Source organism: Streptomyces sp. NPDC055749 (genome assembly GCF_053617235.1).
On record NZ_JBSHFH010000023.1, the window covers coordinates 1 to 20,432 of the forward strand.

Genomic DNA, 20,432 nt, shown 5'->3' on the forward strand with positions numbered 1-20,432 from the left:
GCGCCGCCGATGCCCGCGCTCATGACGTCGCCGAAGATATAGACGAACAGCAGCAGCAGCATGATCGGTGTGAGCAGCAGGTTCAGGGTCAGGGAGGGGTAGCGGCGGGCGTGCAGCAGGTTGCGGCGCAGCATGGTGGAGGAGTCGCGGACGGCGAGGGAGAGGGTGCTCATCGGACGTTCTCCTTGGGCTCGTTGGGCTGGGCGGGCTGGGCGGGGATGTTCGTGCTGCTGGTGAGGGCGAAGAACACGTCGTCGAGGTCGGGGGTGTGCACGGTCAGCTCGTCCGCCTCGATGCCGGCCGAGTCCAGCCAGTCGAGGATCGAGCGCAGCTCGCGCTGGCTGCCGCCGCTGGGGATCTGCAGCGACAAAGCCTCGTCGTCGCGGGTGACTTCGCGCAGTGCGGTGGCGGCTGCCTGGTAGGCGTCCGGGTCGGAGAAGCGGAGGCGGATGTGTCCGCCGGGGATGAGCCGCTTCAGTTCTTCCGCGATGCCTTCGGCGGCGATCTTCCCGTCGTTGAGCACCGCGATACGGTCGGCGAGCTGGTCGGCCTCCTCCAGGTACTGGGTGGTGAGGAAGACGGTCACCCCGTCCGTGACGAGCTCCCGGATGATCTGCCACATGTTGTGGCGGGAGCGGGGGTCGAGGCCGGTGGTGGGTTCGTCGAGGAAGATGATCCGCGGGTTGCCGACCAGCGTCATCGCGATGTCCAGGCGGCGCTTCATGCCGCCGGAGTAGGTGGAGGCGGGCTTCTTCGCCGCCTCCGTCAGGTCGAAGCGCTCCAGGAGTTCGGCCGCTACCCGCCGGCCCTCCTGCTTGGGCAGGTGGTGCAGGTCCGCCATCAGGAGCATGTTCTCCTCGCCGGTGATCAGACCGTCCACGGCGGAGAACTGGCCGGTGACACCGATCGCGGCACGCACCTTCTGCGGGTCGGTGGCCAGGTTGTGGCCACCGACGTGGATCTCGCCGGAGGCGGGGTCCGCGGTGACGAGCGTGGAGAGGATCTTGACCGCGGTGGTCTTGCCCGCGCCGTTCGGGCCGAGCAGGGAGAAGATCGTTCCTTCGGGGACCGTCAGGTCGATGCCGTCGAGTACGACCTTGTCGCCGTACGACTTGTGCAGCCCGTTCGCCGCGATGGCCAGGTTGGTCATGAGGTGTGCTCCTTCAGAGGCTGTGAGCGGTCAGAGGCTGCGGGCGGTGATGTCGCCGTAGGAGGTGGTCGCGTGGATGTTCAGGGCGGCGTCGCCGTCGGAGTTCTTGAGCGCGTTGTTGATCCGGCCGTAGCCGGTACCGGCGTCCAGGGAGGCGGAGACTCCGCGGGCGGCGCCGACCGACACCTCGCCCTTCTCGGTGCGCAGGACGACCGTGCCGCCCACGGCCTCGGCGATGTTGATGTCGCCCTTCTGGATGCTGATCTCCGCGGGGCCGCCCAGGCGGCCGACCGAGATGTCACCGGCGAGGAGGGTGAGGCGGGCGCTCGCGGTCTCGTCGAGCTTGACCGAGCCCTGCGCGCCCTCGAAGGCGACGTCGCCGAGCCGTCCGACGCCCCGGAACTCTGCGGCGGCTGCCTTCGCCTCGATACGGGAACCTGCGGGCAGCTGGACCGTCACCTCGACGGATCCGGAGGCGCCGAGGATCCGGTTCTTCGCCGGTGCGGCCTCGATCCGCAGGACACCGTCGACGTATTCGACCGTGGTCTGCTCCGCCGCCTTCACGTCGCGGCTGTCGGCGGCGTTGGCGGGCAGGACCTCGACCGCGGTGTCGGCCCGGTCGGCGGCGATGAGCTGGATGCGGCCCGCGGGGATGTCGAGGACGGCGGTGACCGGGGTGGAGGTGGCGAACTTCTGCATGATGCTCTCCCTTGTCTTCGGTGCGGGCCGGCTTGTCGGCCCGCTGTTTCCGATGAAGGAAAAGCTACGTTGCGTTTATAGATCTGGCAACGGAGTCGTTGCTCAAAAGTCCCGTAATTGCAGGTCGCAGCAGCATAATCGTTGCAATGGTTTCTAGCCTAATGCAACGACGTTCACCCCGTTCGTTGCAATGAAATGAAGGTGAACGCTATGCTGGACGCATCGCAGACCATGAAGGAGGCCGTAATGCCGGGAGGCAGGCTCACTCAGCAGGAACGCCGGCAGATCGCCCTGGGGCTGGCCGACGGCCTCGCCTACGCGGAGATCGGCAGGAGCCTCGACCGCCCCACCTCGACGATCACGCGCGAGGTGATGCGCAACGGCGGCCCCACCGCCTACCGCGCCGAACTCGCCCACCGCGCCACCGAACACCGCGCCCACCGCAAGCAGGCCGCGCCCCGGGATACCCAGACGCCCCCGCAGCCCTACGGGCGCGACGCCGAGGCGGTGCGGGAGTTCGAGGAGTTGCTGACCGACGTCTTCGCGCAATCGGGCATGTCCAGGATGACGGCCCGGGTGATGGCCTCCCTCTGCACCAGCGACACGGGCAGCCTCACCGCGTCCGAACTCGTCCAGCGCCTCCAGGTCAGCCCGGCGTCCATCTCCAAAGCGATCACCTTCCTCGACAGTCAGGACCTCATCCGCCGGGAACGCGACGAACGCCGCCGCGAGCGCTACGTGGTCGACAACGACGTCTGGTACCAGTCGATGATGTCCAGCGCCCGGGCCTCCATCCAGATCGTCGAGACCGCACGGCAGGGCGTCAGCATCCTCGGTCCCGGTACTCCGGCCGGCGTCCGCCTGGAGAACATCGCGCGCTTCCTCGACTACGTCAGCGAGAGCACCGCCCGCGCCGCGGACCAGGCCCGCGAGATACTCCACATCAAGCCGGAAACGGAGCCGGAAGCGGAGTCCGCAACCCCGTCGGACAGCACTGCCTGAGCCACGGACGCATGCGTCGAACGCCGGTGGGGCTGCGTTCAGCCCCACCGGCGTTCGAGGTACGTAAAGCCCTACGCGCCGGCCTTGAACCCCCGCAGCCGCAGCGAGTTGCCGACGACGAAGACCGAGGAGAAGGCCATCGCGGCCCCCGCGATCATCGGGTTGAGCAGTCCGGCCGCGGCGAGCGGCAGTGCGCCCACGTTGTAGGCGAAGGCCCAGAACAGGTTCGTACGGATCGTGCCGAGCGTCCGGCGCGACAGCCGGATGGCGTCCGCGGCGGCCCGCAGGTCTCCGCGTACGAGGGTCAGGTCACCGGCCTCGATCGCGGCGTCCGTCCCCGTGCCCATGGCCAGGCCCAGGTCGGCCTGGGCGAGGGCGGCGGCGTCGTTGACCCCGTCGCCGACCATGGCGACCGAACGGCCCTGTGCCTGGAGGCGCTTGACGACGTCGACCTTGTCCTCCGGCATGACCTCCGCGTACACCTCGTCGATCCCGACCTCGGCCGCGACCGATTCCGCGACGGCCTTGTTGTCGCCGGTGAGCAGGATCGGGGTCAGCCCCAGGGCCCGCAGCCGGCGGATCGCCTCGGCGCTGGTGTCCTTCACCGCGTCGGCGACTTCGAGCACCGCCCGTGCCTCGCCGTCCCAGGCGACCGCGATCGCCGTACGGCCCGCGGCCTCCGCCTCGGCCTTCCTGCGGGCCAGTTCCGCCGGCAGGTGGATCTCCCACTCGGCGAGCAGCTGCTCACGGCCGACGAGGACGGCGTGGCCCTCGACGATGCCCTGGACGCCGAGGCCCGCGATGTTGGCGAAGTCCTCGGGAGTGGGGAGGGTGCCCACCTTCGCGGTGGCGCCCGCCGCGACGGCCTGGGCGATGGGGTGTTCGGATGAGTGCTCCAGGGCGCCCGCGATCCGCAGCACCTCGTGCTCGTCCGTACCGTCGGCGGTGTGGACGTCCAGCAGGGTCATCCGGCCCGTGGTCACCGTCCCCGTCTTGTCGAGGACGATCGTGTCGACGCGGCGGGTGGTCTCCAGGACCTCCGGTCCCTTGATCAGGATGCCGAGCTGGGCGCCCCGCCCCGTACCGACCATGAGGGCGGTGGGAGTGGCGAGGCCGAGGGCGCAGGGGCAGGCGATGATCAGTACGGCGACCGCTGCGGTGAACGCGGCCGTGAGGCCGGCGCCGTTGCCGAGCCAGAAGCCGAGCGTGCCGAGCGCGAGGGCGATCACGATGGGCACGAAGACCGCGGAGATCTTGTCGGCGAGGCGCTGGGCCGCGGCCTTGCCGTTCTGGGCGTCCTCGACGAGCTTGGCCATCCGGGCGAGCTGGGTGTCGGCGCCGACGCGGGTGGCTTCGACGACGAGCCGGCCGCCCGCGTTGAGGGTGGCCCCGGTGACGGAGTCGCCCGTACCGACCTCGACGGGGACGGACTCGCCGGTGAGCATCGAGGCGTCGACCGCCGATGAGCCCTCGACGACGGTGCCGTCGGTGGCGATCTTCTCGCCGGGGCGGACCAGGAAGCGGTCCCCGACCCGGAGGTCGGCGGTCGCGACGGTCACTTCGCCGCCGTCGCGCAGGACGGTGACCTCCTTGGCGCCGAGCTCCAGGAGCGCCTTGAGCGCGGCGCCCGCCTTGCGCTTGGAGCGGGCCTCGAAGTAGCGCCCGGCCAGGATGAACGCGGTGACTCCGGCGGCGGCTTCGAGGTAGATGTTCCCCGCGCCGTCGCTGCGGCCGATGGTCAGCTCGAAGGGGTGTGTCATGCCGACCATGCCGGCGGTGCCGAAGAAGAGTGCCCACACCGACCAGAGGAACGCGGCCGATGTGCCGACCGAGATGAGCGTGTCCATCGTCGCGGCGCCGTGCTTGGCGTTGGTCCAGGCCGCGCGGTGGAAGGGCCAGGCGGCGTAGGTGACGACCGGGGCGGTGAGGGTCAGCGAGAGCCACTGCCAGTAGTCGAACTGGAGCGCCGGGATCATCGCCATCGCGATGACGGGCACGGCGAGCGCGACGGCGGTCAGCAGCCGCTGCCGCAGGGGCCGCAGCTCGTCGTCCGCCGCCTCGTCGGCGGACGCGTCCCCTGCGCGAGCGGCTGCCGGGGGAGCGGGCTCCTGCGCGGTGTACCCGGTGGCTTCGACGGTGGCGATCAGGTCCTGTACGGAGATGTCCTCGCCGCGGTAGCTGACCTTGGCCTTCTCGGTGGCGTAGTTGACGGTGGCCTCGACCCCGTCCATCCGGTTCAGCTTCTTCTCGATCCGGGCCGCGCACGAGGCGCAGGTCATGCCACCGATGGCGAGCTCGACCTCGGCGGCGGTGCCGGCTGCGGTGGCTTCGGGTGTGGTGGTGTGCGCGGACACGGGGTTCCTCCCTGGCGTCAGATACCCCCCTGGGGTATCTCTTCCTCATATGTATACCCCCCACCCCTATGAAACGCAAGGGATGATCCACCTTGCGGCGGTGCCGTCTCGCGCATCTCCTCCCCCGCACGTTTACATGGGGAGCTGCGCCTTCCGTCGCGCGACCCGTAGGCTGGCCATTGGACTAGACCTATAGCTGTTATCTGGAGGAATGGGGACCCATGAGCAACCGTGCAGTCCTGGAGGTGATCGCTCTCGACGCAGAGGACGCGGTCGCTGCCCAGGCGGGTGGTGCGGACCGCCTCGAACTGGTCGCCGACATGGCCGCGGACGGCCTGACGCCGTCCCGCGAGACGTTCGCGGAGATCCGGGCCGCCGTGGACATTCCCCTGCGCGTCATGCTCAGGGTCGCGGACGGATTCGCCGCCGGTGACATCGGCGTACTGGTGGAGAAGGCGCACGAGATGCGGTCCGCGGGCGCCGAGGAGTTCGTGCTCGGCTTCCTCGACGAGGAGGGGCACCCCGACCTGGTCGCCGTGGAACGGCTCGTCGCCGAGCTGGACGGCTGCCGGTGGACCTTCCACCGGGCGATCGACCGGGCCCCCGACCGCGACGGCCTGCGCAAGGCCCTCGCCGACCTGCCCGGCCTGGACACCTACCTCACGGCGGGCGCGGCCACAGGCGTCGACGACGGCATCCCGACCCTGCTGGCGGAAGCGGCCCGCGCGGGCTCACCGGGCTACGAGCCCCAGCTGCTGGTGGGCGGCGGCCTCCGCCTCGACCACCTCCCGCGACTGCTCGCCGCCGGGATCGACGCCGTCCACATCGGCGGAGCGGCCCGCCCGCGCGGCTGGTCGTCACCGGTGGACGCGGCGGCGGTACGGGAGTGGCGGGCGGCCCTGGACGGGTGAGGGTTCGTTCGTCCTCCATCGCCGGACGGGCTTGATCCCGGCTCGTCCGGCGATGGGTTCGGCGATGCTCCAGCTCGCCCCGGGTTCTGCCGTCAGATCTTGATCACGCCGACGCCGGGGCCGCACAGCATCAGGAGATCCTCGGGGTCCGAGGTCAGGACGGTGACGGGTGCGGGCGAAGCCAGCGCGGTGGCGGCCACGATGGCATCGAGCGCGTACTTGTGGCCGTGCAGCCCTGCCGCGGCCAGAAGTCTGCTTGCGTGGCGGGCGATGGTTTCCGTGGGCGGGATGACGTTCACGCGCGAGACGGCGTAGTCGAACCGGGCCTGGTTGACCTTGGGGTCGCGTGCTTCGGCAAGCGTGACGGAGCTGGTGACCACGCGCATGTCCTCTGCCTCGGCGGCGGTCAGCCACTCGGTGAGTTCGGGGGAGTGTTGTACCAGCTTGGACAGTCCCTCGCAGTCCAGGACGAGAGTCCCGCTCACGCGGCGTCCGCCGAGCCGTCGGCGTGGCCGCGCAGGAGCGCTCGCTTCGCCTCGACCGCCGCTTGGTCGACTGGCCCGTGCTCGGCCTCCGCGGTCTCGATCAGCTCGCGCAGCCGGTCCCTCTCCAGCTGTCGCTGGATGAGAGCTTCGACGTACGCGGACATGCCACGCTTTCCGGTGCGCTCCCTGAGTGCCGTGATCGTGCCTTCGTGGAGGGAGACGGAAACCGGTCGGACCGGGCCTTCGCCAGGGGCAGGATGATTCGCCATGCCCCAGTTTAACAAGTCGATTGTTATTTGGTGCGCTCGGACGCAAAGGACCACTGCCCCGGGACCGAGTCTGACCCGCGTCCCGGGGCCACCTGCGGCCTCTACGTCGACGGCCCCGCCAGCGCCCCCGGCAACGGCGCCGCGTGCAGCACCACCAGCCCCGACACCGCTCGCGTCAGCGCCACGTACAGGCGGCGCAGACCGGTGCGTTCGTCGGGTTCGCCGTCGACCACGGCCGCCGGGTCGTCCAGAACCACGTAGTCGTACTCCAGGCCCTTCGCCAGCGAGGCCGGGACCAGGGTCAGCCGGGATGCGGCGGTCGTCTCCTCGCCGGGGGAGAGGTAGGTGTGGCCTGCCGCCGTGAGGGCCTGGGCCAGGTCCGGGACGCGGGCGTCGGCCGCGATCAGGCCGATCGAGCCCTCGTGGGTCAGCGACTCCTCGCAGGCCGCGAGCACCGCCGCGTCCAGCTCGGCCGGGTCCGCCACCGCCCGTACCGCCATCGAGCCCGGCGACTCACGCACCGACTCCACCGGGGCCAGGCCCGGCGAGATCGCGGGCAGCAGCCGCGAGGCGTACGCGATCACCTCGCGCGGTACGCGGAAGCCCGCCGTCAGCTCCTCGACCAGCGCGTCCGGCTTGCCCAGGTGGAAGAGCGCCTGCTCCCAGCTCGCCGTCGACCACGGCGTCGTCCCCTGCGCCAGGTCGCCGAGCACCGTCGCCGAACCCGTGGAGCAGCGGCGGCCCACCGCGCGGTACTGCATCGGCGACAGGTCCTGCGCCTCGTCGATGACGACATGGCCGAGCGAGTGCGTACGGGCGACGAGGTCGCTCGCCTCGTCGATCAGCACCGCGTCCGCGAGCGACCACTTGGCCGACTTCGCACTGCGAGGGGGCTTCGTCCACAGGATCGTCTTCTGCTCGTCCTCGCTGAGGATGCCGTCCGCGTGCGCGGCCAGGAACTCCGGGTCGGAGAGGAGCCGCAGCACCAGCTTCGCCGGGTCGACCGCGGGCCAGGCCGCCTTCACGGCCGCCTTCACCGCGGGCGTGCGGGCCACCGCGTTCTGCACCCGGTCGTCGGGGGCCTCGCCCGCCTCCTCCATCCGGGTCAGGACACAGTGCGCGATGCGCTGGGGCAGCGCCTCGTGGGCGGCGCCGTACCGGATGTCGCGGGCCAGCAGCTCCCTGACGATCTCCTCCAGTTCGTACACCGGTACCCGCCAGCGGCGTGAGCCGCGTACCACCATGACGGGTTCCGTCGGCAGCGTGACGTGCGAGCGGATCGCACGCCGCAGGATCTCCGCCATCCTTGCGTCGCCCTTGACCACGGCGGCGGCTGCCTCGTCCGTGCCGCGGACCTCGACCTGCTTCGTCACCAGGTCGTCGACCGTGGCCTGCTTCACCTCCAGCTCGCCGAGCGCCGGCAGCACCTGCTCGATGTAGTGGAGGAAGGAGCGGTTCGGCCCGATCACCAGCGTCCCGGTGCGGGCCAGGCGCTCGCGGTGCGCGTACAGCAGGTACGCGACACGGTGCAGGCCCACGGCCGTCTTGCCGGTGCCGGGGCCTCCCTGCACGCACACCGTCCCGCCGAGCCCGCTTCGTACGATCTCGTCCTGCTCGGGCTGGATCGTCGCCACGATGTCGCGCATCGGGCCGACGCGCGGGCGCTCGATCTCCGCCTGGAGGAGCTTGCTGGTCTGTGCCGCCTCGGTCGGATCGGTGAGGTGCTCGTCCTCGTACGCGGTCAGCTCGCCGCCCGTGTAACCGAAGCGGCGCCGCTGGCCGACGTCCTGCGGGTCCTTCCTGGACGCCCGGTAGAACGGCTGGGAGACCGGCGCGCGCCAGTCGATGACCATCGGGTCGCCGTCGGCGTCATGGACGTGGCGCCGCCCGATGTAGAACTGTTCGCCCTCGGCGCCCTCCGCCTGCTCCGCGCCGACCCGGTGCAGATAGTCGAGGCGGCCGAAGAACAGCGGGGTGTGGGAGAGGTCGGCGAGTGCCTTGATGCGGTCGTCCATCTGGGCCTGGAGGACGACGGCGTTGACCCAGTTCGCGGTGACATCACGGATGTCGAGGGCCTGCACGTCCTCGCGCATCGCGCGCAGCGCGGCGCGGGAAGCGGAGAGATGGGCGCGCTCGCGCGCCAGGGGGTCCAGGTGGTCGTGAGGCTCGGTGGTGGTGTCGCTCTCTGCTTCGTGCGCGGGCACGGTGTTGCCTCCGACTTTCAACGCAGGACGGCGGACCACGGCTCCCCGGTACGACAGTGCGACGGGAGACGACGTGATCCGCTCAGGGATGTACGCGTAGGTGTCGGCCGGTTTCCGTCCGGCCGGCGGCGCTCCCCCGGCTGCCGGCGGAGGCCGGTACCACGGTGCGGGAGGCGGGCAGACCGGCGATTGTATCCAGTGCCGCCCGCCGGGTCGACCGAATTGAACCCCGCAGGCCGACGCCCCGCCGGGGCCGGGCGGAGCACCATGGATACATGAGCACCGTCCAGCTGAACCCCCGCAGAACCGGCCCCGCGCACGGCGCGACCGCGGTCACCGGTCAGCACCCCGGTCACCGCGTCGGCGACGCGGTCCGCGCCGTCACCGTCTTCGTGCGCACCGCGTTCCGCGTGGCCGTCCTCGGCGAGTACGCGGAAGAGGCCCGCGTCCGCCGCCCCCGCTGACCCGAAAGAGCGACGAAGCGCGTCGAAGAGCCTCAGCTCCCCGCGAGCAGCTCGTCCGCGTCCATGATCCGGTACGCGTACCCCTGCTCGGCCAGGAACCGCTGGCGGTGCGCCGCGAAGTCCTGGTCGATCGTGTCGCGCGCCACCACCGAGTAGAACCGGGCCTCGTGCCCGTCGGCCTTCGGCCGCAGCACGCGTCCGAGCCGCTGCGCCTCCTCCTGGCGCGAGCCGAACGTCCCCGACACCTGGATGGCGACCGTCGCCTCCGGCAGGTCGATCGAGAAGTTCGCGACCTTCGACACGACGAGCACGTTGATCTCGCCCTGCCGGAACGCCTCGAAGAGGATCTCGCGCTGGGCATTGCTCGTCTCGCCCTTGATCACCGGGGCGTTCAGATGTTCACCGAGCTCGTCGAGCTGGTCGATGTACTGGCCGATCACCAGGGTCTGCTCGCCCTTGTGCTTGGCGACCAGCGCCTCCGTGACCTTCCGCTTCGTCGCCGTCGTGGCGCAGAACCGGTACTTCTCCTCGGCCTCCGCCGTCGCGTACGCCAGCCGCTCCGAGTCCGTCAGATTGACCCGTACCTCGACACAGTCGGCGGGCGCGATGTACCCCTGCGCCTCGATCTCCTTCCACGGCGCGTCGAACCGCTTGGGCCCGATGAGCGAGAAGACGTCCGACTCGCGCCCGTCCTCCCGGACGAGGGTCGCCGTGAGGCCGAGCCGCCGCCGGGCCTGGAGGTCGGCGGTGAACTTGAAGACGGGGGCGGGCAGCAGATGCACCTCGTCGTAGATCACCAGGCCCCAGTCCCGGGAGTCGAACAGCTCCAGGTGCGGGTAGATGCCCTTGCGGCGGGTCGTCAGCACCTGGTACGTGGCGATGGTGACCGGCCGGATCTCCTTGCGCGTACCGCTGTACTCGCCGATCTCGTCCTCGGTCAGCGAGGTGCGCTTCACCAGCTCGTGCTTCCACTGCCTGGCCGAGACCGTATTGGTGACCAGGATCAGCGTGGTCGCCTTGGCCTCCGCCATCGCTCCCGCCCCGACCAGCGTCTTTCCCGCACCACAGGGCAGGACGACGACACCGGAGCCGCCGTGCCAGAAGCCTTCGACGGCCTGCTTCTGGTACGGGCGCAGCGACCAGCCGTCCTCGGCGAGCTCGATGGGGTGGGCCTCCCCGTCGACGTAACCCGCGAGGTCCTCGGCGGGCCAGCCGAGCCTGAGCAGCGTCTGCTTGATCTGCCCGCGCTCGGAGGGGTGCACCGCGACGGTGTCCGGGTCGATGCGCTCGCCGACCAGGGGCGCGACCTTCTTCGACCGGAGGATCTCCTCCAGGACGGGGCGGTCGGTGGTGGTCAGGACCAGACCGTGCACCGGGTGCTTGGAGAGGGTGAGGCGGCCGTACCGCGCCATCGTCTCGGCGATGTCGACCAGGAGCGCGTGCGGCACGGGGTAGCGGGAGAACTCCACCAGTGCGTCGACGACCTGCTCGGCGTCGTGTCCTGCGGCGCGGGCGTTCCACAGGCCGAGGGGGGTCACCCGGTAGGTGTGGATGTGCTCGGGCGCACGCTCCAGCTCCGCGAAGGGGGCGATCACACGACGGCAGGCGTCCGCCAGCTCGTGGTCGACTTCGAGGAGCAGCGTCTTGTCGCTCTGGACGATGAGGGGTCCGGTCACGCGCTTCGGCCCTTTCTGCGGGGTGCGGCCACGGATGCGGCCAAACGTCCAGTGTGCCGCATGCGGGGCGATCGGTGTCGGGTGTGTGACGGAGGCGTCCGTACCCCGGCCTCGTCCCCGCCCGCTCAGGCCCGCTCAGGCCCGCTCAAACCCGTGAGACGTCCGGTTCGAGGGACACCGCGACGAGCCGGTCGCTCAGCCCGGCGGGGGGCTCCCCGGTCGTCACCGCGCGGTAGGCGCGGATCGCCGGGTCGGTGAAGGTGACGGTCAGTACCGGGCAGTCCGCCGCGTCGTTGGTGAGCTCCGGTGTGCACTGGCCGACGTCGGTGACGTCGTAGCCGGGGCACACGGCTCCGGCCGGCAGGTCCACGTCCAGGAGCAGGGTCTCGCCGGGATCGACGCGGAAGCTGCCGGACTTCGGGGGCCGGACGGCCTTCCCCTCCAGGCTCTCGTCCACGACGGTGGCCGAGAGCCCCCGTGCCGAGGCGCGGCGGCCCTCCCCATGAGGGCCGAACACGTCGAGGGTGACGCTGCCGGCGCGCAGAGGTGCGGCCAGCAGCAGTGGCAGTCGGTCGGTACCTATGGCGAGGTGGGCGGTGAAGCGCGGCTTGCCCGGCATCTTGGGACCCGGGCTGGTGAAGCCCCAGCCGCCGAACGCCAGCTGCGGATCGTCGCGGCGCTCGCCCTCACCCCGGGCCACGGGCCGGGGCCAGTCGTCCACCCCGCACTTCGAGAGCTGTGCCGTGGGGCCGCCCCTGCCGGGGAGAGCGGTGTCCTTCAGCGGCTCGGACGGGAGCTTGAGCCGGGAGGGCGCGGGCTGCTCGGAGGCCGCCGGACGGTACATCTGCCAGGCCGTCAGTACGAGGACGGCGAGTACGGGTACGGCGATGAGCAGCCAGGAACGCAGGGAGGGACGGAACATGTTTCTTTCTGCGCACGGGAAGCCGAGAACGTCACTGAGCCGAGAACGTCACTCGCGCCGCCGGGTCACGACTCCGAGTCGTCGGCCAGCTCCGCCACGCCCGTGATGCGGTGCAGCGGATACGTGCGGACCTCGTCGGCCGTGTGGTCGAAGGCCGTGACGAAGCCGCCCTCGACGCGCACCGGGGCGATCACACGCTGGCTGGCGGCGCCGTCCGCGTTGACGTAACCGATCCAGACCGCGGAGCCCGTCATGGCGGCGGCCTGGACCGTCGCCAGGGTCTCGGCGGATGTCGTACGGGGGAGGGAACCGGCCGACGGGACCTCGGCGCCGTCCTTGCGTACGACCGTGGCCGCCGTGTCCCCGGCGCGGATCGCACGGACCGCGGCGCCCAGCAGGATGCCGTCCGGGACGGGCGGGCCCTCGGGGACGGGGGCGGGGGCCGTGCGGGGCGGGGTGCGGCGGGCGCCCGCGCGGGTGATCAGGACGTCGCCCTCGGCGGATTCGGCGGCCGGTGCGAACCCCATCTCGCGCAGCCCCTCCAGGAGCGACGCCGGGTCGGTCTGGGCGGCCAGGACGGTCGGCGCGAGCCGGCGCAGCCGCAGGGTCGCGGAGCGCTTGTCGGCGAGGATCTCGTTGAGCACGGCCTCGTCGTCGCAGCGCACGTACGCGGACGCGGCGCCGATCCGGAGGTGACCGTGGCGGCGGGCCACGTCGTCGATGAGGTAACTGAGCGGCTGCGGAACGGGCGTACGGCTGTGCGCGGCGAGGAAGGCGTGCAGATCGGTGGCCGCCCGCCCGGCGTCCAGGGCGCGGCGCACGGAGCCGGGGGTGAAGCGGTAGACGGTCGCGCCGCCCTTCGACTCGATGTCCGCGAGCACGGAGAGCGTGTCGGCCAGGGGGCGGTTCAGCGGACCGGGGGCGACGGCCGTCAGGTCGGCCTGGAGCAGCACGTGGTCCAGCGGTTCGGGGACGAGCGGGGCGAGGCGGGCGGCGGCCTCGTCCGGGCCGTCCGCGAGCAGGGCGCGGGCCTGCGAGGAGAGGGCGCCCCGGCCGGTGATGCCGAGGAGTTCCGACTCGTTGACCGTCCACAGCGCGATCCTGGAGCGCAGGTCGGAGGTGTCGCCGGGGGCGGTGGCCGCGGTGGGGGCCGCCGGAGTTCCGTACCCCGTCCCGGCCGCCCTGGACGGGGTGCCGGACGAGGAGGCGGGAGCCCCCGCCCCGACTCTCGATCCGGTGCGCAACGGCCGCTCCCAGCGCAGCCGGGCGAGCAGACTCGCCGGGTCGGGCGCGGTGCCCGGGGGCAGCTCGGCGAGCAGGGCCAGCACCCGGTGGCGTACCTCGGGGGCTGCGGAACGGTCGAGTTCGGGGCCGAGTGCGGAGAGCGCCCGGCCCTTGGCGTCCTGGCCGCCGACCAGGCCCGCGGTGCGGGTGGCGGCGAGCCAGGCGGTGGCGAGGTGCACCCAGCGGTCCTGGGCGGGGAGTTCGAGCCAGTCGTCGTACGCGGGCGTCGCCGCGTACCGCTCGTCGTTCTCCCCGTCGGATGCCAGCAGCCCGGCCGCGTAGGCGAGTTCGACCCAGAAGGCGGCGACCGGCTCGGTCACGTCCATCGCGCCCGCGGCCCGCTTCAGCTCGCGCACGCTCAGGCCGCCCGCCCGGAGGATGGCGGGGCCGCCGCCGTTCCAGAACTTCAGCAGCTCCTCGATCGTGGACAACGCCATGAACGCCTGACCGGCGGCGGCCCTGTCCACAGCCTGTGGATCGCGCTCGGCGGCGGCCCCGACGGGCGGCGCCACCGGTTCCGGCACGCGGTGGGCGCGACCGGCGCGCAGATGGAGGGCCGCCTCGCGCGGCAGTACGACGGTCCGCGTCGACACCGGCAGCAGCAGCCCGCGGTCGCGGAGCCACTTCACGGGAGGGGTGGGGTTGGGTGTGACTTCCCCGTACGGCGGACCCCACACCAGGCGGTCCAGTACGGACAGGGCCTCGACCGGCGCGGTGTCCAGCAGGGCGGCCATCCTCGTCCGGTCGGTGAACAGCCCGGAGAGCGCGCCCACGGCGGAGACCGGGTCATGCGTGGCGGGCAGCCCGGCGGAGGTCAGGATCTCCTGGAGCCGGCCGGGGGACATGCCCGCCGTGGCCTCGGCGACGGTCGGGCCGAGCCCGGTGGGGGAGGGGTGCTGCGGGGACGGGGCGAGCAGTTCGCGTGCCGTACGCACCAGGCGCAGCCGCTCGTCCTCGCCCCAGACGAGGGCCTGTTCGCGCAGGTTGCTCAGGGCGGCGGGCAGCGCGGCGGCGATCGCGGCGCCCGCGTCGTCGCGATGGTCGCCGTCGTCCTGGCCGTCACCGGTCAGGAGGGAGAGCAGCGTGTCGTACGGCGCCGGGTCCGGCGCCACGGCCAGCGCCTCCGCGGTCTGCAGCGCGAAGCGGTCCAGATGCTCCAGCGCGCGGACGACGGAGGCCCGGGTGCCTGCCCGGGTGGCGAGTTGGGTGATGTCGTTCGGCACGGGGTTGAGCAGGTCGGGGCGGGCACGCAGAAGCCGTGCCAGCGATTCGTCGCCCCTGGCGCGCAGGGCTTCGGCGAGCGTGCGCGGTGGTGTGGTCGTCCCCATCCGTCCCACGGTAGCCCCTGGAACGCTACGGTCGGGGCAGGGCAGGTAGAGGGGAACGTTCGAGTGGGGATCGAGAGCGACCAGCTCGTGTACGACTATCTGAGCCGGGTCGGGGACCTGGCCCAGCAGCAACAGCTGTCCTCGGGCGCCCGGATGAGACTCGTTTCCACCCTGCGGGGCGAGATCGAGCGGCAGCGCGGGACGGCCGGAGCGGACTCTCCCGCGGTGGTGCGGCGCATCATCGGCAGGCTCGGCACACCGGACGAACTGGTGGCCGCGGCAGCGGAGTCGGCCGACGGGACGGTGACGCTGCCGTCGCCGCGTACGGCGGCCGTACCGGAGGCGAAGAGCCCACGCTCCGTGCCCCGCCCGCGGCGCGGGATGCTCCGCAAAGACACTTCCCGCAAGGGCGCGTCGGAGGAGGCCCGACCCGAAGACGGCAGGCCGGACACCGGCCCGGTGCCGGGCTGGCCGTCCGCACAGGCACCCCACATGGCGGGCCTGGACCAGGCACCGTCCGGGCCCGGCGCCGCCGCGGAGTGGTGGCGCATCGAACCGGGCCCGTTCAGCGAGGGGGTGACCGTGCCCGGCTTCGTCGGCGGCGTGGAGATCCCCGAGATGCTGAAGCCGCCGCCTGCGGCACAGCCCGAAGACACCGAGGCCGAGGAGGAGGAAGGGGAAGAAGGGGAGGAGGAGCCGGACGAACCGGAGCCCCGCTCCCGCAGGAGACTGCGCCTGCGCCGTCGGAGGAAAGCGGCCCCGGAAGCAGCCGAGGAGACCCCGCAACCCACCCGCGCCCGTCTCTCGCACCCCTTCCTGCTCCTGGCCGCAGCCCTCCTCGTCGCGGGCGCGTTCATGGGCTCGTGGCTGGCCCTGGCAGGCGGCTGGCTGCTCGCCTACAGCTCCCGCAAGCTGTCGAGGACCGAGGCGAAGTGGGCGGTCATGGGCCTGCCCGGAGTCGTCGCGGCCGGAGGACTCGTCTGGCTCTGGGGCCGCCTGGAAGGCCGGTGGGGCGCCCCGATCCCGGAAAGCGGAATGGGCGAAGCCCTGGCCTCCACCTGGCCGGTCGTGGTCCGCACGGCGGCGGTGGCCTCGGCCCTGTACCTGGTGTGGCGCTCCCGGCGGCTCACGGGCTGAACCACCGCCCCCCGGCCACCGCCCGGATCACCCAGCCGACGGAGTCCAGGGCGCACCCGGCACCACCAGCGGTGAGCCCGTCACCGGGTCCGGGACGATCACCGCTTCCAGGCCGAAGACCTCGCGGACCAGGTCTGCGGTGACGACCTCCGCAGGGTGGCCCTCGGCGACGATCCGGCCCTCCTTCATGGCTACCAGGTGGTCGGCGTAGCGGGCCGCCTGGTTGAGGTCGTGGAGGACCGTGACGACCGTACGGCCGCGGGTGCCGTCCGGGGCGGGGGCGGCGAGCTGGCGTACCAGGTCGAGGACTTCCACCTGGTGGGAGATGTCGAGGTACGTCGTCGGCTCGTCGAGCAGCAGCAGATCCGTGTCCTGTGCCAGGGCCATCGCGATCCACACGCGCTGGCGCTGGCCGCCGGAGAGCTCGTCCACCGAGCGGTCGGCGAGTTCGGAGACGTCCGTACGGGCCATGGCCTCCGTGACCGCCCGCTCGTCCTCGTCCGACCACTGCTGCCACCAGGACTGGTGCGGCTGGCGCCCGCGCGCGACCAGGTCCGAGACGGTGATCGCCTCCGGGGCCACCGGGGTCTGCGGGAGCAGGCCGATCGACTGGGCGATCTTCTTCGTGGGGATCTTCGAGAGTTCGGTGCCGTCGAGGAGCACCGCCCCGCCGCGCGGCTTCAGGAGCCGGCCGAGCGCCCGCAGGGTCGTCGACTTGCCGCAGGCGTTCGGGCCGACGATGACGGTGACCTGTCCGTCCGGGATCGCGAGGTCGAGCTCGTGGACGACGGTGCGGTCCTCGTACGCGAGGGTCAGTTCGCGCACCGTGAGCCGGCTGGTCGCGGTGGCGGAGCGGGTACCGGTGCCGGTTGTGGTCATGCGTTTCCTCCACGGCGGCCACTGTGGCCACGGACGATCAGCCAGATCAGGTACGGGGCGCCGACCGCCGCCGTCAGGACGCCCACCGGCATTTCGACGGGCGAGAAGAGCCTGCGGGCGAGGAGATCGGCGAACACGACGATCACCGCGCCGAGCAGCGCCGAGCAGAGCAGCGGAATCTGCGCGGTACGCGTCATCCGGCGGGCGATCTGCGGGGCGAGCAGCGCCACGAAGTCCACCGGGCCCGCCGTCCCCGTCGCCACGGACGCCAGGACCACACCGATCGCGACGAGCCCCAGCCGTACGCGGCCGAGCCGTACGCCCAGCGCCGTCGCGGTGTCGTCGTCCATCGACACGGTGCGCTGCGCGCGCGCCGCCCACAGCACGGCGGGCAGCAGGACCAGCAGCGTCCAGCCGATCGGCGCGGCCTCGTTCCAGCCGCGCCCGTTCAACGAGCCCGTCATCCAGATCTGCGCCTGCTGGGCGACCAAGTAGTCGCCCTTCGTCAGGAACAGGGTGGTGACCGAACGCAGCGCGATCGCGAAGCCGATCCCGATGAGGACGAAGCGGGTGGCGTGCAGCCCGCCGCGCCACGCGAAGGCGTAGACGAGGGCCGCGGCGGCGACTCCGCCGATGACGGACAGGTAGGGCAGGACGGCGTACGAGGTGATGCCGAACGTCATCGAACCGACCGTCAGCGCGCTCGCGCCCTGGCTGATGCCGATGATGTCGGGGCTGGCGAGCGGATTGCGGGCCACGGTCTGGATCAGCGCCCCGGCGATCCCGAAGCCCACGCCGACGAGCAGTCCCACGACCAGGCGCGGCAGCCGCAGCGTGCCCACGACGAGCTCGTCGGCCGAGGGCTGCCCGAGGATCACCTTCACGACCTCGCCGGGAGCGACGAAGCTCTCGCCGACGCAGAGGTACGCGACGGAGACCGCCGCCAGGAGGAGCGCGAGGGCCACCGCGACGACGCCGGAGCGCCGGTGGAGCAGGAAGCGTCCGCGGGTGCCTATGCGTACGAGGCCGTATCCGGCCGGGCGTACGGGCTCGCGTACCGAGGGCTTGGTGACCGATGTCGTGGCGCTCATGCGGGAACCGCCTTCCGGCGCACCAGGGCGACCAGGAACGGCACCCCGATCAGCGCGGTCATCACGCCCGCGGGGACCTCGCTCGGCGGGAACACGATCCGGCCGATCACGTCCGAGACGAGCAGCATCACGGGCCCGATCAGCGCGGCCATCGGCAGCACCCACCGGTGGTCGCTGCCGACGATCGCGCGGGCGATGTGCGGGACGGCGAGACCGATGAAGGCGATGGGCCCGGCCGCGGCGACCGCGGCGCCGGTCAGCACGGTGGCCCCGATGCCGCCGACGATCCGTACCGTCGCTACGTTCTGTCCGAGCCCCTTCGCCACGTCCTCGCCGAGGGCCAGCGCGTCCAGACCCCGCGACACCGACAGCACGAGCACCGCGCCGAAGAGGAGGAACGGCCAGATCTGACCGGCCACCTCGGCCTCGCGCCCGGCGATCGAACCGACCTGCCAGAAGCGGAACTCGTCCATCGCCGACGCGTTGGTCGTCAGTACGGCGCTGGTCACCGACACCAGCAGCGCGTTGATCGCGGCGCCGCCCAGCGCGAGCTTGACCGGCGTCGCCCCGCCCCGCCCGCTCGACGCGATGGCGTACACGGCGACGGACGCGGCCGCGGCCCCGGCGAACGCGAACCACACGTACCCGGTGAGGGTGTGGATCCCGGCGAACGCGATGGCCAGCACCACGCCCACAGACGCGCCCTGGCTGATGCCGAGGATGCCGGGGTCGGCGATCGGGTTACGGGTGATGCCCTGGAGCACCGTGCCCGCGAGGGCCAGTGCCGCGCCGACCATCAGGCCGATGACGGTGCGCGGCACCCGCATGTTCCGGATGACCTCGGCGGCGTCGGAGTGCCCGCCGTGCACGAGGGCGTCGTAGACCTCGGACGGCGGGATGGACCGTGCGCCCACGGCGAGGCTGAGCAGGATCGCCACCAACAGCGCCACGACGGCCGCCGCCGTCGCGGTTGCGCGTCTGGAGAGGCGTGGAGCGGCGGCTGACATCTGAACCAATCGGGGCGAGTGCGCGCAGTGCCTGGCGCGACGAGGCTGGTAAGGCTGGCCTAAGCCTAAGCGTCGCCCGTGCGGGCCGAACGGGTGAGGGGGCCGCGGGCGGGGTCGGCACAATGGCCACCATGGCTCCCCATCCCCAGACCACACCCCAGACCCCGCTGACGGTCGGCTTCGACCTCGATATGACGCTCATCGACTCCCGGCCGGGCATCAGGGCCAACTACGTGGCGCTGTCCTCGGAGACGGGCGTGCCCATCGACTCCGACCTGGTCGTCAGCCGGCTCGGGCCGCCGGTCGAGGACGAGCTGGCGAACTGGTTCCCGGCCGCCGATGTGGCCGTCATGGCGGACCGCTACCGCGAGACCTATCCCACACACGCGATCGCCCCGACCCCGGCGCTGGCGGGCGCACGGGAGGCCGTCGCCGCGGTGCGTGCGCTCGGCGGCCGGGCGATCGTCGTCACCGCCAAGCACGAACCGAGCGCGAAGCTGCACCTCGCCCACCTCGGCATCGAACCGGACGCGGTCATCGGCCGGCTCTGGGCGGAAGCCAAGGCACAGGCGCTCCTCGAACACGGCGCGCAGATCTACGTCGGCGACCACACCGGAGACGTACGGGGAGCGCGGGCGGCGAACTGCCTGTCGGTCGCCGTCACGACGGGCCCGTGCGACGCGGACGAGCTGCGGTCGGCGGGCGCGGACGTGGTCCTGCCCGACCTCACCGGTTTCCCGGCCTGGCTGTCGTCCTGGATGCCGTCCTGGGAGCCGTCAGGTGCCGGACGGGTCTGACCTGCTCAGCCACACACTCCGCACGACCCCCGCCCCGGCGATCAGGAAGCCCACGCCCATCAGCATGGAGACCGCGTAGGCGATCGTCGGGAACGGGTCGGTGCCCAGGAACAGCGGGGCCACGGTGACCAGAGTGGCCACTGCGCCGACGAAGAAAACGATCGCGCCGACCTGTACGAGCCGGTCACCGGCGCCAGAAGGAGTAGTACTCACCCGGCCAGGGTAGTTCCCAGCCCGGAGGAACCATCGGGCGACGTCTTGTCACCGGCCCCTGGCCCATTAGCCTTGGGCATGGCGGGTCATGGGACCCGCTGTACTGCTATCCGGAGCCGTTTCCCGGCTCTCCCGCGCACCGACGAGTACGAGGACGAGGACAGACGTGCCCACGGGTAAGGTCAAATGGTTCAATTCGGAAAAGGGCTTCGGCTTTCTTTCGCGCGACGACGGCGGTGACGTCTTCGTCCACTCGTCGGTACTTCCCGCCGGTGTCGAGGCACTCAAGCCCGGCCAACGGGTCGAGTTCGGCGTCGTCGCAGGTCAGCGTGGCGACCAGGCCCTCTCCGTTGCGATCCTCGACCCCACCCCGTCCGTCGCGGCGGCGCAGCGCCGCAAGCCGGACGAGCTGGCGTCGATCGTGCAGGATCTGACGACGCTGCTGGAGAACATCACGCCGTCGCTGGAGCGGGGCCGCTACCCCGACAAAGCCGCTGGCGCCCAGATCGCGGGCCTGCTGCGCGCGGTCGCCGACCAGCTCGACGTGTAGGCGGAAGCGG

General features: G+C 71.8%; 19 protein-coding genes and 1 pseudogene. 6 read left to right on the forward strand and 14 right to left on the reverse strand.

From position 1 onward, the window contains the following. From ACWGO0_RS18905 to ACWGO0_RS18915, 3 genes and pseudogenes are all read right to left on the reverse strand, one after another. A pseudogene (locus ACWGO0_RS18905) lies at positions 1 to 173 on the reverse strand (ABC transporter permease); the annotation flags it as partial. Continuing rightward, the gene (locus ACWGO0_RS18910; RefSeq protein WP_453535753.1) at positions 170 to 1,150 is read right to left on the reverse strand and encodes an ATP-binding cassette domain-containing protein; all 981 of its coding nucleotides are present in this window, start codon (positions 1,148 to 1,150) and stop codon (positions 170 to 172) included. The pseudogene ACWGO0_RS18905 and the gene ACWGO0_RS18910, both read right to left, overlap by 4 nt. A 30-nt stretch (positions 1,151 to 1,180) precedes the next feature. Further along, on the reverse strand, positions 1,181 to 1,849 hold the full coding sequence (locus tag ACWGO0_RS18915; RefSeq protein ID WP_453535756.1) for a DUF4097 family beta strand repeat-containing protein: 669 nt from the start codon (positions 1,847 to 1,849) through the stop codon (positions 1,181 to 1,183). A 246-nt stretch (positions 1,850 to 2,095) separates the two neighbouring features. Between ACWGO0_RS18915 and ACWGO0_RS18920 the strand changes: the two genes are divergently transcribed. Then, entirely contained in the window at positions 2,096 to 2,851 is a 756-nt protein-coding gene (locus tag ACWGO0_RS18920; protein ID WP_453536063.1) for a helix-turn-helix domain-containing protein, read from the forward strand. A gap of 71 nt (positions 2,852 to 2,922) precedes the next feature. Here the strand turns inward: ACWGO0_RS18920 and ACWGO0_RS18925 are convergent, their stop codons facing one another. Then, positions 2,923 to 5,205 carry a heavy metal translocating P-type ATPase gene (locus ACWGO0_RS18925; protein ID WP_453535757.1) on the reverse strand — a complete coding sequence of 761 codons (2,283 nt, stop codon included), beginning with the start codon at positions 5,203 to 5,205 and terminating at the stop codon, positions 2,923 to 2,925. Positions 5,206 to 5,426: 221 nt separating this feature from the next. Between ACWGO0_RS18925 and ACWGO0_RS18930 the strand changes: the two genes are divergently transcribed. Continuing rightward, on the forward strand, positions 5,427 to 6,116 hold the full coding sequence (locus ACWGO0_RS18930; RefSeq protein WP_453535760.1) for a copper homeostasis protein CutC: 690 nt from the start codon (positions 5,427 to 5,429) through the stop codon (positions 6,114 to 6,116). A gap of 92 nt (positions 6,117 to 6,208) precedes the next feature. Here ACWGO0_RS18930 and ACWGO0_RS18935 read toward each other — a convergent pair whose 3' ends face one another. The 3 genes from ACWGO0_RS18935 to ACWGO0_RS18945 form a co-directional block, all read right to left on the reverse strand. Then, a complete protein-coding gene (locus tag ACWGO0_RS18935; protein ID WP_453535763.1) occupies positions 6,209 to 6,601 on the reverse strand; it encodes a type II toxin-antitoxin system VapC family toxin in 393 nt (130 codons plus the stop codon). Further along, positions 6,598 to 6,765: a hypothetical protein gene (locus ACWGO0_RS18940; protein WP_453535766.1), complete on the reverse strand. Its 168-nt coding sequence runs from the start codon at positions 6,763 to 6,765 to the stop codon at positions 6,598 to 6,600. The genes ACWGO0_RS18935 and ACWGO0_RS18940 overlap by 4 nt, the downstream gene beginning before the upstream one ends. A gap of 206 nt (positions 6,766 to 6,971) precedes the next feature. Continuing rightward, positions 6,972 to 9,074, reverse strand: a complete 2,103-nt coding sequence (locus ACWGO0_RS18945) for a HelD family protein (protein WP_453535769.1) — start codon at positions 9,072 to 9,074, stop codon at positions 6,972 to 6,974. A gap of 275 nt (positions 9,075 to 9,349) precedes the next feature. On the opposite strand from ACWGO0_RS18945, the gene ACWGO0_RS18950 reads away from it, so the two are divergent. Continuing rightward, positions 9,350 to 9,538, forward strand: a complete 189-nt coding sequence (locus ACWGO0_RS18950; RefSeq protein WP_453535772.1) for a hypothetical protein — start codon at positions 9,350 to 9,352, stop codon at positions 9,536 to 9,538. A 32-nt stretch (positions 9,539 to 9,570) separates the two neighbouring features. Here ACWGO0_RS18950 and ACWGO0_RS18955 read toward each other — a convergent pair whose 3' ends face one another. The 3 genes from ACWGO0_RS18955 to ACWGO0_RS18965 form a co-directional block, all read right to left on the reverse strand. After that, positions 9,571 to 11,214 (reverse strand): DNA repair helicase XPB, encoded by a 1,644-nt coding sequence (locus tag ACWGO0_RS18955; RefSeq protein WP_453535774.1) that lies wholly within the window; start codon positions 11,212 to 11,214, stop codon positions 9,571 to 9,573. Between the two features lie 145 nt (positions 11,215 to 11,359). After that, complete coding sequence (locus ACWGO0_RS18960; RefSeq protein ID WP_453535777.1) at positions 11,360 to 12,136, reverse strand: hypothetical protein; 777 nt, start codon at positions 12,134 to 12,136, stop codon at positions 11,360 to 11,362. A 65-nt stretch (positions 12,137 to 12,201) separates the two neighbouring features. Next, the gene (locus tag ACWGO0_RS18965) at positions 12,202 to 14,748 is read right to left on the reverse strand and encodes a helicase C-terminal domain-containing protein (RefSeq protein WP_453535780.1); all 2,547 of its coding nucleotides are present in this window, start codon (positions 14,746 to 14,748) and stop codon (positions 12,202 to 12,204) included. A gap of 63 nt (positions 14,749 to 14,811) precedes the next feature. On the opposite strand from ACWGO0_RS18965, the gene ACWGO0_RS18970 reads away from it, so the two are divergent. Continuing rightward, positions 14,812 to 15,885, forward strand: a complete 1,074-nt coding sequence (locus tag ACWGO0_RS18970) for a hypothetical protein (RefSeq protein WP_453535783.1) — start codon at positions 14,812 to 14,814, stop codon at positions 15,883 to 15,885. Between the two features lie 27 nt (positions 15,886 to 15,912). Here ACWGO0_RS18970 and ACWGO0_RS18975 read toward each other — a convergent pair whose 3' ends face one another. Genes ACWGO0_RS18975 through ACWGO0_RS18985 form a run of 3 tightly spaced genes read right to left on the reverse strand, consistent with a single transcriptional unit; the run spans position 15,913 to position 18,862 of the window. Further along, positions 15,913 to 16,764, reverse strand: a complete 852-nt coding sequence (locus ACWGO0_RS18975) for an ABC transporter ATP-binding protein (RefSeq protein ID WP_453535786.1) — start codon at positions 16,762 to 16,764, stop codon at positions 15,913 to 15,915. Then, complete coding sequence (locus tag ACWGO0_RS18980; RefSeq protein ID WP_453535789.1) at positions 16,761 to 17,855, reverse strand: FecCD family ABC transporter permease; 1,095 nt, start codon at positions 17,853 to 17,855, stop codon at positions 16,761 to 16,763. Before ACWGO0_RS18980 ends, ACWGO0_RS18975 begins: the two co-directional genes overlap by 4 nt. Continuing rightward, positions 17,852 to 18,862 carry a FecCD family ABC transporter permease gene (locus ACWGO0_RS18985; protein WP_453535792.1) on the reverse strand — a complete coding sequence of 337 codons (1,011 nt, stop codon included), beginning with the start codon at positions 18,860 to 18,862 and terminating at the stop codon, positions 17,852 to 17,854. The genes ACWGO0_RS18980 and ACWGO0_RS18985 overlap by 4 nt, the downstream gene beginning before the upstream one ends. 131 nt (positions 18,863 to 18,993) lie before the next feature. Here ACWGO0_RS18985 and ACWGO0_RS18990 point away from each other — a divergent pair, with 131 nt between their 5' ends. Then, on the forward strand, positions 18,994 to 19,659 hold the full coding sequence (locus tag ACWGO0_RS18990) for an HAD family hydrolase (RefSeq protein ID WP_453535794.1): 666 nt from the start codon (positions 18,994 to 18,996) through the stop codon (positions 19,657 to 19,659). Here the strand turns inward: ACWGO0_RS18990 and ACWGO0_RS18995 are convergent. Further along, positions 19,639 to 19,872 (reverse strand): hypothetical protein, encoded by a 234-nt coding sequence (locus tag ACWGO0_RS18995; RefSeq protein ID WP_453535797.1) that lies wholly within the window; start codon positions 19,870 to 19,872, stop codon positions 19,639 to 19,641. The two genes, ACWGO0_RS18990 and ACWGO0_RS18995, sit on opposite strands and share 21 nt — an antisense overlap. Positions 19,873 to 20,038: 166 nt before the next feature. On the opposite strand from ACWGO0_RS18995, the gene ACWGO0_RS19000 reads away from it, so the two are divergent. After that, complete coding sequence (locus tag ACWGO0_RS19000; protein WP_453535800.1) at positions 20,039 to 20,422, forward strand: cold-shock protein; 384 nt, start codon at positions 20,039 to 20,041, stop codon at positions 20,420 to 20,422. Positions 20,423 to 20,432: the final 10 nt, after the last annotated feature.

Excerpts from the sequence above, each read along its gene's own strand:
- ACWGO0_RS18910 (WP_453535753.1), bottom strand. The coding sequence starts at position 1,150 with ATGACCAACCTGGCCATCGCGGCGAACGGGCTGCACAAGTCGTACGGC.
- ACWGO0_RS18915 (WP_453535756.1), bottom strand. The coding sequence starts at position 1,849 with ATGCAGAAGTTCGCCACCTCCACCCCGGTCACCGCCGTCCTCGACATC.
- ACWGO0_RS18920 (WP_453536063.1), top strand. The coding sequence starts at position 2,096 with ATGCCGGGAGGCAGGCTCACTCAGCAGGAACGCCGGCAGATCGCCCTG.
- ACWGO0_RS18930 (WP_453535760.1), top strand. The coding sequence starts at position 5,427 with ATGAGCAACCGTGCAGTCCTGGAGGTGATCGCTCTCGACGCAGAGGAC.
- ACWGO0_RS18940 (WP_453535766.1), bottom strand. The coding sequence starts at position 6,765 with ATGTCCGCGTACGTCGAAGCTCTCATCCAGCGACAGCTGGAGAGGGAC.
- ACWGO0_RS18950 (WP_453535772.1), top strand. The coding sequence starts at position 9,350 with ATGAGCACCGTCCAGCTGAACCCCCGCAGAACCGGCCCCGCGCACGGC.
- ACWGO0_RS18960 (WP_453535777.1), bottom strand. The coding sequence starts at position 12,136 with ATGTTCCGTCCCTCCCTGCGTTCCTGGCTGCTCATCGCCGTACCCGTA.
- ACWGO0_RS18965 (WP_453535780.1), bottom strand. The coding sequence starts at position 14,748 with ATGGGGACGACCACACCACCGCGCACGCTCGCCGAAGCCCTGCGCGCC.
- ACWGO0_RS18975 (WP_453535786.1), bottom strand. The coding sequence starts at position 16,764 with ATGACCACAACCGGCACCGGTACCCGCTCCGCCACCGCGACCAGCCGG.
- ACWGO0_RS18980 (WP_453535789.1), bottom strand. The coding sequence starts at position 17,855 with ATGAGCGCCACGACATCGGTCACCAAGCCCTCGGTACGCGAGCCCGTA.
- ACWGO0_RS18985 (WP_453535792.1), bottom strand. The coding sequence starts at position 18,862 with ATGTCAGCCGCCGCTCCACGCCTCTCCAGACGCGCAACCGCGACGGCG.
- ACWGO0_RS18990 (WP_453535794.1), top strand. The coding sequence starts at position 18,994 with ATGGCTCCCCATCCCCAGACCACACCCCAGACCCCGCTGACGGTCGGC.